This window comes from Bacillus sp. 16GRE42, from assembly GCF_019837435.1.
Classification (GTDB): domain Bacteria; phylum Bacillota; class Bacilli; order Bacillales; family Bacillaceae_G; genus Bacillus_A; species Bacillus_A wiedmannii.
In genome coordinates, this window is record NZ_JADAXF010000002.1 from 480,636 (window position 1) to 495,330 (window position 14,695).

A 14,695-nucleotide genomic window follows, 5' to 3' on the forward strand; every position below is an offset into this window, starting at 1 on the left:
CCCTCTATTCTTCAATTTTCACAACATGATTGCCATCAAAGAAGTATAAGCATTTCTCTTTCACGGGATGTTGCAAGCTTTTTTCAAGTGCCTTTGCATATAACGAAAGCTGCACTTTGTATCGATCTTCTAAAATTGGTTTTGCTTGATCGAATCCACCTGGGAACTTTCCTTCAATCGTATCCGTTTTAAAATCAATTAAAGTGATACCGTCTTCCTCTTCAATCATGCAGTCGATAACCCCTTGGACAAGTATTGTTTCGTCATTCTTACCTTGCCAATCTTGATACGCCTCTTCTGCTGCAAGCATCATCGTAAATGGTACTTCACGCTCAACACTTTTCGCCGCTAATACCCTTTTACCTAGGTCACTGTCAAAGAATGAAATGACTTTTTCAATTGCTATTTCTTCAGCTTGTTCGAATGTTAATAACTCCTTATTTACCATTCCGGCAATTTGCTCTCGAATCACTTCTTCTGTAATCGGCTTCTTCAAATCAACATGCTGCATAACAGCGTGAACTGCCGTACCTCTTTCAGCATACGTTAATCCTTTTTTCTCCATAAAACGAGGGCGTGTTTTAATTGGTGCACGCAGTTTTTTAATAAAGGCATTATCGCTACCTTCTTCTGATTGGTAGTTTCTCTTTATTTCTGTAACAGACTGTTTCGCACGGTGAGACGTTGCTTCCTCATATCCGTACTTCCACATCAATCTGTCGTACACTTCTTCTTTCCGTTCACTTTGTAGCGGAACAGCTTTTTTTTCACGAAGTGCTTCTAACAATTCTTGTTTCTCTTCTTGAACCGGTTCCGGTGCAAGTAACGTTTTGCCGTCAACAACTTCTACTTTCCAGCTCGTGTCATATCCATAAATTTCACCCGGAATGCTTCCTTGTCCTAATTCAAGAAGCATTTCACTATCACGATGTCTATATAATGAAGGTGCAATCCAGTCTAAATAACAAGACGCTCCGGCACGTATATGGTCTGGTAATAACCATTCACTATGCTCCCTTGCATCGAGCCATTTTTCCATTTCTTTATTGGCATCTTTAACCGTTCCAATTAAAATTAACTTCTCTTTCGCACGCGTTAACGCTACGTATAACACGCGCATTTCTTCCGCGATTAATTCCATTTTCATTTTACGCTTAATTGCTAGTTGCGATAATGTCGTATATTTAATTCGTTTACGAGGATCGATAAATTGTGAACCGAAACCGAAGTCTTTATGCAGTAAGAAACGTTTCATTAAATCTTGTGTATTAAAACGACGACCTAGTCCCGCTACAAATACGACTGGGAACTCAAGTCCTTTACTTTTATGAATCGTCATAATACGAACCACATCTTCTTGTTCACCTAAAGCTCTCGCTGTTCCCATATCATCACCGCGTTCTAAAATACGCTCAATAAAGCGTAAGAAACGGAATAATCCTCTAAACGATGTTGCTTCATATTGTCTTGCACGGTCATAAAGTACACGTAAGTTTGCTTGCCTTTGCTTTCCGGCTGGTAAACCGCCGACAAAGTCGTAATAACCTGTCTCACCGTACACTTTCCAAATTAAATCAGAAAGTGACTGTTGACGCGCGAATTCACGCCATCCTTGCAGTAAGTTATAAAACCACTGTAATTTATCATGTAATTCTTGTTCCTCTTCAAGCGGTGCCCCTTTTAAGAATGAGCTCATTACTTCATAAAACGAACCTTTCTTTCCGTGAGCACGAAGTGTCGCAAGTTCTTCATCATTTAGTCCAACGATTGGTGAACGAAGTACGGCGGCAAGCGGGATATCTTGCATCGGATTATCGATCACGCGGAATACGTTCATCATAATATTTACTTCTGTCGCTTCAAAGTAACCAGTCGCAAGATCAGCGTATACTGGAATTCCTTGCAGCTTTAACTCTTCCATAATTTGCGGCGCCCACGGCATAGAGCGAAGTAAAATAACGAAGTCACGGTATTGTACAGGGCGCATACTATCCGTTTTACGATCATACACTTCATAACCTGAATCAACCATCGCTTTAATACGCTGCGCCATAAGACGAGCTTCAAGTTGTGCTTTTTCTACTTCTGCACCTTCTTCACCTTCTGGCACTTCTTCTTCTGTTTGCTGAATACATAGTAGTTCAGCCGCTACATCTTCACCTTCTGGATAGCTAGCACCTAGCTTTAATTCAGCATCAGCATCATAATCGATTTCTCCGACTTCTTCGCCCATAATTTGTTTGAAGATAAAGTTCGTACCCGCTAACACTTCATGACGACTACGGAAGTTTTTCGCTAAGTCTATCTTCATTCCACCGTCTAATCCTTCTTGTGTGAAGCGTTTATACTTCCCTAGGAACAGGCCTGGTTCTGCTAGTCGGAAACGATAAATCGACTGCTTCACGTCACCTACCATGAATAAGTTTCCTTCACTCTCAGAATCTTTCGTTACAAATTTAATAATGGATTCCTGCACAAAGTTCGTATCTTGATATTCATCAACTAGTACTTCAGCAAATTTATTACGATATTGAAGCGCTACTGCTGATGGATTCATTTCACCGTTTTCATTTTGTTCACTTAAAATTTGTAAACAGAAATGCTCTAAATCTGTGAAATCAACCATTCCTTTATCTCGCTTCATCGTTTGAAAACGCTCTGTAAATACTTTTACAAGCTGTACGAGTTTTTCTAATACAGGATGCATATCTTGAAAATCTCGTAAGAAACTTTCAGGTCTACGGCTAAATAACTCTTCTTGTAATTTCTTCACTTCATCTTTCGCTTTATTACGAAGTGAGTCTACTTGTTTTACAACATCCTCGTTGTAATCACTTTTCTTAATGCGCTTTAACGTTTGCCACGATACATTTTGCATCGCTTCATATACACTTGTCCATGACTCACAAGCTGATGATGATAACGTTCCAAGTAAAACTGCATCTGCTTGCAGGGTTTCAACGCGGGGCGCCGGACCGTCAGGAAGCATTGCAAGTTCCGTCGCTTTACGAATATGTGCCTCTGCTGTTTCAAGCTGGAATTTCACATCTTCTAATAAGTAAGAAGCATACACTAAATCTTCAATTGTCTTTCCTTCCACGTCGTATGCTTCTACTAATTTATCGAGCCATTTTTCCGGATTTGGATGCGCTCTTGATTCTGTATGAAGCGCTAAAATCATACGCTGTAAGTCATCATCACTACGGTCACTCGTATAACGATCAACGAGTTCAAAGAAAATACCATTATCTTCAATTCCGTACTCTTCTTCTAATATGTCATCTAATACTTCTTCTTTTAACAGTTCATTTTCCGTTTGATTCGCAATGCGGAAACGAGGATCCACATCAAGCATGTAATAGTATCCTCTAATTACTTGTAAACAAAATGAATGGATTGTCGAAATAGAAGCTTTATTTAATAAGCTAAGCTGCTTTCTTACATGCTGCGAGCCTGGCTCATCAATTAATACTTTTTCTAGCGCTTCCCCAATTCTGTTTTTCATCTCTTGCGCCGCTGCATTCGTAAATGTTACAACGAGCAGGCGGTCGACATCGACTGGGTTTTCTTCACTTATAATCTTTTTAATAATACGTTCAACTAATACTGCTGTTTTCCCTGATCCAGCTGCTGCCGCGACTAATATATCACGTCCGTTCGCTACAACCGCTTTCCACTGGTCATCTGTCCACTGACTACCTACTGGTTTTTTAGGCCAATTTCCAATCATTCTCCGCCAACCTCCTCTCTAATTTTCTCCATCGCTTCGCTATCTTTCATATCTTTTAGCGTACGGAACTGGTTATCTTCAAGTGATTCATCGAACTGACAAACAGATTTGAAGTTACAGAACGTACACGCCGCTTTATTCCCCTTCTTATAAGGAGCAATATCAATAACGCCTTCTGTAATGTCTTTTCCGATATTTTCAAACGTATGGTGTACGTATTTTTGAAGTACGTTAAACTCTTGTTCACTTGCAATACTTGAACGCGCACTAAAGCTACCGTCTTTTTTCAAACCAGCAGAAATAATATCAGAACTTCCTGTTGAAAGTTTGTTATCCATTAAACGAACAACATCAGCGTCTCCTAGTACGAGCCCTTTCATTTTAAATTTCTTTAAAATTTCTTTCTCAATTTCTGCTTCAGATGCGTCACCTTTCATCTCAACGATCGGGTTATGAATATGGAAGTACAGTACACCAGCCGGTGATGCCGTGCCGCCTTTTTTCATCCACGTATGTGCATTTGAAGTAACAACATCTAAATACGTTAACATTTGAAGTGCTAATCCGTAATACACTTCCGTTAAATCTAACGCTTTTGAGCTTGATTTATAGTCAATAATGCGTAGGAACGTTCCGTTTTCATCTTCCGCCTTATCAACACGGTCAATACGACCAACTACTTCCATCTTCACACCATTTGGTAATGAGAACTCCATCGGCGGAAGCGACCCTGTACCGCCCATACCGAATGGCACTTCTAAATCAACTGGTACGAAACCGCTTGACTTCGCATGTTCACGAAGAATGATTGATGTACGGAAAATGATTTGTTGTAGTTTTTGTTTTAAATAGAAATGACGATTTGAACTTAATAAAATTTGTCTTTGTAATAACGGTGCAATCTCTTCTATTACTACAGTAGAAAGATGCTCACACTCTTTTATTGATAAATCCGCCCAAGTACGGTTTTCACGTAATAGCCTGTCCGCAATTCTCTTCAGCGCTGCATGGAATAGTTCCCCGATATCGGGTGCATCCAGTTTGAAAATATCACGCTCTCTTAAGGATAAACCGTGCTGCGCGAAATGAGCATATGCGCAACGGTTAAATAGTTCCATACGAGATACGCTTCCTTTTATTTTATCCCCGTATAAATCTCTACTTACAACTGTACTTAGCTTTTGCGCACGATTTCGGTAGAATAAACTTGATAATACGCGGCTACTTTTTTGTTTCCATTCATCTGAAGTTACGTAGAAGTTATATACATCCCACCAAAAATCTAAATTCCCTTCAAATCCATATCGCTTCCACGTTTGAAGTTGCTGCATAACATATGACAACGTTACTTCTGGCGTTGCTACGTATGAAATTTGTTCCGAACGTGATAAATCATTTACGTCATTTGTAATAAATGTATCTTTCACATCAGGGAACATTCTTTTTATTTTCTTAATAAAGCTAGACGCAAGTAACGTCTTCCCTTCTTCATCTGCAAGAGGGCATGAAATATATAATTTCTCAGTTGCTCTCGTTACCATTTGATACATAACGAACTGTTCTTCTAATAAGGTTTGTCTCGTCGTTGGTGCTAATTCGATACCTGCAACGCTAAGAACATCTCTTTCCTCATCAGAAAGCATCCCTTCATCCATTGGTGCTGCCGGAATAACTCCTTCATTCACGCCAATGACAAATGTTGCTTTCACATTTGATAATCTTGAACGATCAATATTAGCAATTAACACTTGGTCTAATGACGGCGGAATGTTTGCGAATTGAAGCGCCTCAAGACCTGTCGACATAACATCTGCGAACATAGAAAGTGACATTTTCTCTTCGCCAAGCATCTCAACGAACGTATCAAGAAGACTCATTACTTCTTCCCATACTTGCTCATGATCTGTCGCAAATAAGAAATCTCCGCTCTCTTCTGCGCGAATACGTAATGCTTCTAGTTTTTTCGGAACGTCTAGCTCTTCTAAAAATAAGTAAACCGCTTCGCACATTTGCATAACTGTTCCCGCACGCTTCAGCCTTTTTTGCATACGAATAACAGGCGTTCTTACAACATCGCGCAGTCGATTTATTCTCTCTTCCATTTCCCGTTCACTGTCTGTAATCATCCCGTCCGTATCGTCAAGAGAACGATAGCGGCGATACATCCACGGATCCTCAGAAGTCCATCTCTTCCCTTGTACACCGTACGCTAAACAGTAGTTTTCAAACTCATCCATCTCTTCGCGCATCGTTTCTTTTCTTACGTCTAGTGGATATAAAAGCTCTGTTTTCACGCAGCGGAACACTGCATCATAACGCCAATTTCCGCTAATAATCTCGAGTGCAGAACGAATGCATTCTACTAGCGGATGATGTGACATCGGGCGTTTTTCATCGATGAAATGCGGGATATTATAATCTGTAAATAGCGTTCGCATCACATCGTAATAACTTTCCCCGTTACGAAGAAGAACTGCAATATCTCGGTAACGATAGTCTTCATCCGCCACAAGTCTACGAATTTCACGAGCAACACCTTCTACTTCAGCCCGTAAATTCGCTGCTGTACTAATCGTTACACTTGCTTCTCCGTGAAACTTTTCATTTGGACGTGCTTCATAATGCGTTTCTAAATGCGCTAATGCTTGCGAATGAAAACGCGGTTGTTCCATAAGTGGAATCGTTTTTTCAATTTCTATCTTCTCTTCACGCGCCACTTGCTTTATTTTTTCATACGTTAACGTCGTTTCATAAAATAAATCTAGTTCATTTACTGGCTGCGCTAACGTTTTTTCATCTATCGTTAACGTGATCGTAACTCTCGCTCCGCAAATCATAAGCTGTCTTAAAATTTCTAGTTCTTGCGGTGAAAATGAATGAAATCCATCTATATAAATTTCAGCCCCATTTACATATTCAGACTGTGGAAGCTTTTCGACTAGCAATTGTAGGTAGTCTTCTGAATCCAAATATTTTCCGATTAAAGCACGTTCAAAATCATCATATAATAGTTGTAAATCATACACTTTATTCGCTAATAGCTTTTGTTCTGCACTGCTACTATGTGCGTCTAATTGTTGCCACATTTCATATACGTTAGATGGCGTCACATTGTAACGTTTAAACTCCGCAATCATACTACCAAGATGTTCAAAGAAACCGTTTTGCTCCGCTGCTTTTTGGAACACCGATAATCCCTCTTTACGAGACTCAACAATTTTACGAAGCAACATATGTACGCCCGCTTCATCAATGTGAAGACGACTCGCTCCGCCAACTTCTTGCAGCACCTTCCACGCTAATCGTGAAAAACTAAAAACTTGTGCCCGAATAGAACCTCTTACATCCTCACTCCCGATTAACGCCTGCTGCGTTTGGAATGTCATCTGTTCTGGCACAAGATATAATATTGTTTCCCCTCTTGGGCGTTGCTTTAACTCTTCCTGCACTTCGTGTAAACAAAGTGTACTTTTTCCACTTCCCGCTCTACCAATCACAAATCGAAGTGACATGTAACCCCACCTTTCACTTACATAACGAACGTTAGTTTGCTACTATAATTGTATTATAGGACACGAAAAAAGACAAACAGAGTAGTTTGTCTTTTTCTATACTTCTACCTATTATATCAACCTTTTGAAAAATTCGTTTGCACCTCTTGAATTGGCCAATATCGTAAATCAACTTTACCGACAACTGTATCAGCTTTTACAAATCCAAAATGTCTACTATCCCAGCTCCCGAGGCGATTATCACCTACTACAAAAATATATCCAGGTGGCACCGAATTTTCTTTCGTTAACTCTTCTAGTTTAAAATCACCCGTTAGTTGTCGTCCATTTACCTCTTTCTTATACGTCTCTAAATAAGGTTCATCTACGAATTGTCCGTTTATATACAGTTTATCATGCTTATATTCAATTTGATCCCCAGGTAGACCGATAATTCGTTTTACGTAGTCCTCTTTTTTATTCGCATGAAACACAACAACATCAAACCTGTTCAAGTCCCCTACTTGATAACTCACCTTATTTACAACGAGCATATTGCCATCTTGCAATGTTGGCATCATTGACTTCCCCTCTACAACGTACGTTGAAAAGAAAAACGTTCGAAAAAATACAGCTAATAATACACCAATTAAAATTGTTCGTATCCACTCTATGCCTTCTTTTTTCAAAGTTTTCTTCATCCGCTTCTCCCCTTACCCTTTAATAATGAAGCCTGCATTTATAAAGAAGACTATTCTTAATGTAGTTCTAACTTTACTTCGATTTTCTTACCGACATACCATAAAATAAAAATACCAATTGCTACAATGACGGATTTCACCGGATTATGAATAAATGACATTAAATCATGACCGATATACGTTAAAATAAAAATCATCACAAGCTTTCCGAACGCGAGCGCAAGTCCAAACTGCTTTACACTAATGCGAGATAAACCAGCGACAACATTTATAAGCGCAGACGGTGTAAACGGAAAACAAAATATGACGAAAATTGGAGCAAACCCTTTCCTTTCAATCCACCCCATTGCCTTTCGTACTCTCTCATGCTTATTTACAAAAGAAAAGAAACGACTTCGGCCAAAATGGCGGATTATGAAAAAGACAAGTAAGGCGCCCATTACTGATCCAAGCCAAGAATAAAGAAAACCGAGCCAAAATCCAAATGCAACAGCATTCGCCAGTACAAATACGATGAGCGGCAATGCCGGAATCAACGCTTCTATCATCGGTAAACCAATACCAAGAAGTGGTCCGAACGCTTTATAGCTTTCAACAATATGATCCATATTTTCTGGTGAAAAATACTCTTTGATTGTCTGAAAATCCATTCTACACTTTACCCCTTTACTCTAAGTACTACCTCTACTGTATCATCGCTTATATGAAAGAGGAAATGGTAGATACGTCATATGGAGATGTAATTATTAAGTTTCCATATCTCTCATTAGAATTCCTTCATTATTACGCTATGATAATCTATCAATATTCGACAGAATGTTTTGCGATTTTGGAAATAATCCTTTTGTTTTAATTGCAAATTCCTCCGTAACTGAAATTATATCGGCGGTTTTCTGAATATATCGATTGTAACTCGCATTTTATCAGCGATTTTTCAAATATATCAACCACAACTCGATTTTTATCAGCGATTTTTCGAATATATCGACTTACCGACAAAAGCTGACAAATAAAAAAAGATGGGGGTTCCCCCATCCTCTCACATTTCGCCTTCCTTAACAAAATACACTTTCTCATATGCTGGTTTTAATCTAGATTCCTCATTTTTATCAATTAATTTAAAGGAAGGATTTCCTTGTTTTTTTCTACGATCTTCATATTCAGTACGCAATTTCGCTGTACGATTTTGTTGATTTTCAAAACTACTTTTTGATATTTCTAATTTCACAGCAAAGCCATTTATAAATCTAACAATAACATTTCCATCTTTTAACTCTTTATTACTTTCAATATAAAAATGAGACAACCAAGCGCACTCTTTTCTAGAGTAAGAATACGTAGGGAAAAAATAAAATTGATCTGCCGGACTAATCGCAATCGGTGCTTTATGTGTAATATGAGTTAACTCTTTCGTTCCTTCTTTTCTGCCTAAGAAACTAGAGCCATGCTTGCGGCAACTTCTTTCTATAATATCTAGGGGCTTTTGAAACACGAAAAAAGAATCTTCCATCTCAACAACTCGTGTAACAATTTTCTTTTCACTTAGAATAACAGGAAGTAAGGCCATTGTATTTTTATTTACCACATAGTTTTCGACATAGCGTTCTACTTTACTTTCCATATTCTACTGTCTCCTTTTTTACATTTATATTAGCAGCTGCATATATAATTTTAGCATCTATGAAAAGGAAATGGTTTACAGATTCCGATTTTTTACAATAATTTATCATTTATCAAATATCTTTTAAATTATAAATTAACACTATAGTGATTTCATAATAAAAAGCCTATATAAAATGTATTTATAATACCTATAAATATTTACAACTACTTCCTCATTTCGCATCATTACGACAATTAACTTTGCTATAATTAAAAGGAAAATCCAATATATGGAGGTCCACTATGGAAGAAAAAGAAATGCAACCAACGATTCAAATGAAAAATAGTAGCATTGTAATCGTGAAAAATTCAGCTAGTATTATATTCGGTTTGTTTTTCATTCTACTATTCTTCGCAAAGCCTTTTCGTAAATCGAAATGCTCTGAATGTAAGAAACGCGAGAAGAAAAAGATTGGAAAAGAAGAGTAAAAGGCCTTCCATTTTGGAAAGCCTTTTACTCTTCTTCGTCCTCAAAAAAAATGACTATTTTTTCTTATTCATCTAAAACGGGCGAATAAGATTTCTTCAATCGTATTGTGTAGATCTTCTTTATTCCCGCTACGAACATCGAGTATGACTTCATTTGTATACTTTTCCCCAAACTATAATCATTATGCTCGTATATTACAACAAAAAAGGGATGGCAGCAGCCATCCCTTTTTTCCATAATAAACTATAAAATTATAGTTTGATTACGTTTTTAGCTTGAGGTCCACGGTTACCATCTTCGATTTCGAAGCTAACTTTTTGACCTTCTTCTAGAGATTTGAAACCTTCAGTTTCGATTGCAGAGAAATGTACGAATACATCGTTTTCGCCTGGAACTTCGATGAAACCGAATCCTTTTTCGTTGTTAAACCATTTTACTTGTCCTGTTACTGCCATAATTATTTCCTCCTAAAGAAAACACAATTTATTTTAGTCTTCCTGTATAAAAAAAGAATCCACACATTATCAAACACGAAACATAAACTAGTTCTCACATACTTTTTCTCGTTCGTTTTTCGGCACTTGATAATATATGGATTGCTTAATTTAACTATTCAACTGACTTCATCATAGCATACTTAAAATGAAATGTACAATCTTTTTTGAAAATAACTGACAAATTAAATTGATTATACATTCGTAAATAATTGATTTTAGTATGTGTGGATTTCACTATAAAGTGAACACAAACATCATTTGAACGCGATTACATCCCTTGTTCTGAAGTGTTACAATATAATCGTACAGTCGTTATATTGGAGGGGATTATATGTCAAACTACACCAACGAAGAAAAGCTTACAGGTGGAAATGTATCAAATGTGTATCGTTCTGAAAATACTGTTCGGCGAGAATTAAAGCCAGGCAGTGCAAAAATTCATACATTATTACAGCACTTAGAAAACAAAGGATTTCATCATGCTCCAAAGTTTTTAGGTGTAGATGAAAAAGATAGAGAGATTTTATCCTTTATTGAAGGAGACGCTGGGAATTATCCTTTAAAAGAATATATGCGATCTAATGATGCTTTAAAGGAAATAGCAAAGATGCTCCGCCTTTATCATGATGCGGTAAGTGACTTTCCCTTATCAGATGAATGGCAACCGATGGATCTTACTCCAAATAACATTGAGGTTATTTGCCATAACGATTTTGCTGTATATAACATTATTTTTAATGACGAGAAACCAGTAGGTATTATTGATTTCGATGTTGCTGCTCCTGGTCCAAGAATTTGGGATATCGCTTATACGCTTTATACTTGTGTACCTTTAAGTAGAGTGTATTATACAGAATCGGGTGAGGCAGTTCATTATGAATCGGTACAACATGCTAGCCGTATGAAAGAAAGAGTGAAATTGTTTGTCCAGTCCTACGGTAAAAGTATGGACGAAGACTACTTAGGAATAGTGTTACTACGATTAGAAGCATTATGTACATATATGAAAAGAAAAGCACAAGAAGGCGACTTGAATTTCAAAAGAATGATTGATGAAGGACATTTAGAGCATTATGAGAAAGATATGAAGTTTATTCGCGATCATAGAGCTGAGTGGATTTAATAATATCGTCTTTTTTGTCTGTAAGTCGATATATGTGAAAAATCGTTCCGAAAATAAAAAGGGGCACCCTTCAAAAAGGGGCCCCTTCCTTTTATTTCGTAAACTGTGCTTCTTCTGTAGATCCTTTTAGCGCTGTCGTCGATGAAGTACCACCTGTAATAACTTGTGCTACTTCATCAAAGTAACCTGTTCCTACTTCGCGTTGGTGACGAGTTGCAGAGTAGCCGTGTTTTTCTGCTGCGAATTCTGCTTGTTGTAGTTCAGAGTACGCTGCCATGCCGCGCTCTTTATAGCCACGTGCTAATTCAAACATGCCGTAGTTTAATGAGTGGAATCCAGCTAGTGTTACGAACTGGAACTTATAACCGTAAGATGCGATTTCTTTTTGGAAGCTTGCAATTGTTTTTTCATCTAATTTTTGTTTCCAGTTGAATGAAGGTGAACAGTTATATGCAAGTAATTTCCCTGGATGCTCTTTATGAATTGCGTCCGCAAATCGTTTTGCATCTTCTAAATTTGGTTCAGATGTTTCACACCAAACGAGATCTGCATAAGGAGCATATGCTAAACCACGTGCAATTGCTTGATCAAGACCTGCTTTCGTACGGTAAAATCCTTCTGGAGTTCTTTCTCCTGTAATAAATGCTTTATCAACCGGATCGATATCGCTCGTAATTAAATCTGCTGCATCCGCATCTGTTCTTGCAACGATAATTGTCGGCACTCCCATTACGTCTGCTGCAAGGCGTGCCGAGATTAAATTACGCACCGCTGTTTGCGTTGGTAGTAATACTTTTCCGCCTAAATGGCCGCATTTTTTCTCTGAAGATAATTGATCTTCAAAGTGCACACCTGATGCACCCGCTTCAATCATACCTTTCATCAGTTCAAATACGTTTAATTGTCCGCCAAATCCAGCTTCTGCATCTGCTACAATCGGTACGAAATAATCTGTATCACCACTTCCTTCCATATGCTGAATTTGATCCGCACGTTGAAGTGTTTGATTAATTCGTTTTACTACAGCAGGTACGCTGTTCGCTGGATATAAACTTTGGTCTGGATACATATGTCCAGAAAGGTTCGCATCCGCAGCGACTTGCCATCCACTTAAATAAATTGCTTTTAGCCCAGCTTTCACTTGTTGCATCGCTTGGTTTCCTGTTAATGCGCCAAGTGCGTTAATATAATCTTCCGTATGAAGCGATGACCAAAGCTTTTCAGCACCGCGGCGCGCTAATGTATGTTCAATATCAATTGACCCGCGCAAGCGAATTACATCTTCTGCCGAATATGGACGTGTAATCCCTTTCCAGCGCGTATCTAGTTCCCAGCTCTCTTGTAATTTCTCGATTCTTTCGTTTTTCATTTGTTCCATCCCCTTTTTGTTTTTTATAAAATTTCATAACCCGGTAATGTTAAAAATGGTACGAATTCATCATTCCGAACGAGATTTGTAAACAACGTTGTCGCCTCTTGGAATCTCCCTTTCTTAAAGGCTTCTTTACCAATCTCTCTTTCTATTTTTGCTAATTCTTCTTCTTTTAGCTCTTCCATCAATTCAAACGTAATATTACGACCATCATTTAGCTTTCCACCTTCATGACGAATCCATTGCCATACTTGTGCCCTAGAAATTTCCGCTGTTGCAGCATCTTCCATTAAGTTATAAATGGGTGCTGCTCCCCGTCCGCTTAACCAAGATGCAATATATTGAATACCTACGCTAATATTTAGGCGAAGCCCATTTTCTGTAATCGTTCCCACTGGTACTTCTAATAAATCCTTTTCTGTAACATGTATTTCTTCACGTTTTCTAAAAATTTGATTCGGTGTTTTCATAATGTGATTAAATACTTCCATCGCGACTGGTACAAGTCCCGGGTGGGCAACCCATGTCCCATCATGACCGTCTAAAGCTTCGCGCTCCTTATCTGCACGCACTTTTTCAAAAGCTGCTTCATTCGCTTCTGGATTGTTTTTAATCGGAATTTGTGCTGCCATTCCTCCAATAGCTGGTGCATTACGACGGTGACACGTTTGAATGACTTTCAAAGAATACGCGCGCATAAATGGCGCCGTCATCGTGACTTGCGCTCTATCTGGAAGCAAAAATTCATTATGATTACGGAAACTCTTTAGAAAGCTGAAAATATAATCCCATCTTCCGCAATTTAACCCCGCAGAATGATCTTTAAGCTCATACAAAATTTCATCCATTTCAAACGAAGCGTGAATCGTTTCCAGTAACACCGTCGCTTTAATCGTTCCGTTTGGAATACCGATATATTTTTGAGCAAATACGAAAACATCATTCCATAACCTTGCTTCTAAATGGCTTTCCATTTTCGGTAAGTAAAAGTATGGACCGCTTCCTTTTGCTAAAAGAGCCTTTGCATTATGGAAAAAATAAAGTCCGAAATCTACTAAGCTACCAGACATATTCTTCCCATCAACTTGCATATGTTTTTCTTCTAAATGCCATCCTCTTGGACGCACAATTAATACTGCTGTTTTACTATTTAAACGATATTCTTTTCCGTTTTCATTTTTATGTGAAATCGTTCCCCGCACTGCATCTCGTAAATTTATTTGACCTTCAATCGCATTTTCCCAAGTTGGTGAATTCGAATCTTCGAAATCTGCCATAAAAAGATGCGCTCCTGAATTTAAAGCGTTAATAACCATCTTTCTATCCACTGGTCCAGTAATCTCTACGCGGCGATCCTCTAAATCTTTTGGCAATTTGGCAATTGTCCAGTCCGCTTCACGAATGTGCTTTGTTTCTTCTAAAAACTTCGGAAACTTTCCTGCATCAATTCTCTTTTGTTTCTCCGCACGCTTTTTTAAAAGTTCTATGCGGCGCTCATTGAAATTTTCATGTAGTTCCTTCAAAAAACTAAGCGCCTCAGGTGTCAATATTTCGTTGTACGCTGGTAACATTCCTCCGGGCAATGTAACCCGTGAAGTTTGCGTCGACATATTAGCATCCCCTTCTTAAACTGTTTTATAACAGATTTGATTTTATGTTTTATATTATATAACAAATCTTCAGAAAAGG

The 14,695-nt window shown here is 38.1% G+C and carries 10 protein-coding genes; 2 read left to right on the forward strand and 8 right to left on the reverse strand.

Annotated features, from left to right (window positions below; translation table 11 throughout):
- Positions 1 to 4 precede the first annotated feature (4 nt).
- The 5 genes from addA to ILS93_RS14850 all read right to left on the reverse strand — a co-directional run bounded on the left by addA (position 5) and on the right by ILS93_RS14850 (position 9,543).
- Positions 5 to 3,730: a helicase-exonuclease AddAB subunit AddA gene (addA, locus tag ILS93_RS14830; RefSeq protein WP_149173344.1), complete on the reverse strand. Its 3,726-nt coding sequence runs from the start codon at positions 3,728 to 3,730 to the stop codon at positions 5 to 7.
- Positions 3,727 to 7,242: a helicase-exonuclease AddAB subunit AddB gene (addB, locus tag ILS93_RS14835; protein ID WP_222660774.1), complete on the reverse strand. Its 3,516-nt coding sequence runs from the start codon at positions 7,240 to 7,242 to the stop codon at positions 3,727 to 3,729. The genes addA and addB overlap by 4 nt, the downstream gene beginning before the upstream one ends.
- A 116-nt stretch (positions 7,243 to 7,358) precedes the next feature.
- Positions 7,359 to 7,922 (reverse strand): signal peptidase I, encoded by a 564-nt coding sequence (gene lepB / locus ILS93_RS14840; protein WP_064476841.1) that lies wholly within the window; start codon positions 7,920 to 7,922, stop codon positions 7,359 to 7,361.
- Between the two features lie 56 nt (positions 7,923 to 7,978).
- Positions 7,979 to 8,572 (reverse strand): TVP38/TMEM64 family protein, encoded by a 594-nt coding sequence (locus tag ILS93_RS14845; RefSeq protein WP_000347517.1) that lies wholly within the window; start codon positions 8,570 to 8,572, stop codon positions 7,979 to 7,981.
- A 389-nt stretch (positions 8,573 to 8,961) separates the two neighbouring features.
- The gene (locus tag ILS93_RS14850; RefSeq protein WP_064476843.1) at positions 8,962 to 9,543 is read right to left on the reverse strand and encodes a competence protein ComK; all 582 of its coding nucleotides are present in this window, start codon (positions 9,541 to 9,543) and stop codon (positions 8,962 to 8,964) included.
- Positions 9,544 to 9,827: 284 nt separating this feature from the next.
- Here ILS93_RS14850 and ILS93_RS14855 point away from each other — a divergent pair, with 284 nt between their 5' ends.
- On the forward strand, positions 9,828 to 10,013 hold the full coding sequence (locus tag ILS93_RS14855) for a hypothetical protein (RefSeq protein ID WP_000391438.1): 186 nt from the start codon (positions 9,828 to 9,830) through the stop codon (positions 10,011 to 10,013).
- Positions 10,014 to 10,265: 252 nt separating this feature from the next.
- Here ILS93_RS14855 and cspA read toward each other — a convergent pair whose 3' ends face one another.
- Positions 10,266 to 10,469, reverse strand: a complete 204-nt coding sequence (gene cspA, locus ILS93_RS14860; RefSeq protein ID WP_000301521.1) for an RNA chaperone/antiterminator CspA — start codon at positions 10,467 to 10,469, stop codon at positions 10,266 to 10,268.
- Between the two features lie 373 nt (positions 10,470 to 10,842).
- Between cspA and ILS93_RS14865 the strand changes: the two genes are divergently transcribed.
- Entirely contained in the window at positions 10,843 to 11,634 is a 792-nt protein-coding gene (locus ILS93_RS14865) for a phosphotransferase (RefSeq protein WP_149173346.1), read from the forward strand.
- A 91-nt stretch (positions 11,635 to 11,725) separates the two neighbouring features.
- Here the strand turns inward: ILS93_RS14865 and aceA are convergent, their stop codons facing one another.
- Entirely contained in the window at positions 11,726 to 13,003 is a 1,278-nt protein-coding gene (aceA, locus tag ILS93_RS14870) for an isocitrate lyase (protein WP_064476845.1), read from the reverse strand.
- A 23-nt stretch (positions 13,004 to 13,026) separates the two neighbouring features.
- Positions 13,027 to 14,616 (reverse strand): malate synthase A, encoded by a 1,590-nt coding sequence (gene aceB / locus ILS93_RS14875; protein WP_222660776.1) that lies wholly within the window; start codon positions 14,614 to 14,616, stop codon positions 13,027 to 13,029.
- Positions 14,617 to 14,695 lie beyond the last annotated feature (79 nt).

Excerpts from the sequence above, each read along its gene's own strand:
- addA (WP_149173344.1), bottom strand. The coding sequence starts at position 3,730 with ATGATTGGAAATTGGCCTAAAAAACCAGTAGGTAGTCAGTGGACAGAT.
- addB (WP_222660774.1), bottom strand. The coding sequence starts at position 7,242 with ATGTCACTTCGATTTGTGATTGGTAGAGCGGGAAGTGGAAAAAGTACA.
- lepB (WP_064476841.1), bottom strand. The coding sequence starts at position 7,922 with ATGAAGAAAACTTTGAAAAAAGAAGGCATAGAGTGGATACGAACAATT.
- ILS93_RS14845 (WP_000347517.1), bottom strand. The coding sequence starts at position 8,572 with ATGGATTTTCAGACAATCAAAGAGTATTTTTCACCAGAAAATATGGAT.
- ILS93_RS14850 (WP_064476843.1), bottom strand. The coding sequence starts at position 9,543 with ATGGAAAGTAAAGTAGAACGCTATGTCGAAAACTATGTGGTAAATAAA.
- ILS93_RS14855 (WP_000391438.1), top strand. The coding sequence starts at position 9,828 with ATGGAAGAAAAAGAAATGCAACCAACGATTCAAATGAAAAATAGTAGC.
- cspA (WP_000301521.1), bottom strand. The coding sequence starts at position 10,469 with ATGGCAGTAACAGGACAAGTAAAATGGTTTAACAACGAAAAAGGATTC.
- ILS93_RS14865 (WP_149173346.1), top strand. The coding sequence starts at position 10,843 with ATGTCAAACTACACCAACGAAGAAAAGCTTACAGGTGGAAATGTATCA.
- aceA (WP_064476845.1), bottom strand. The coding sequence starts at position 13,003 with ATGAAAAACGAAAGAATCGAGAAATTACAAGAGAGCTGGGAACTAGAT.
- aceB (WP_222660776.1), bottom strand. The coding sequence starts at position 14,616 with ATGTCGACGCAAACTTCACGGGTTACATTGCCCGGAGGAATGTTACCA.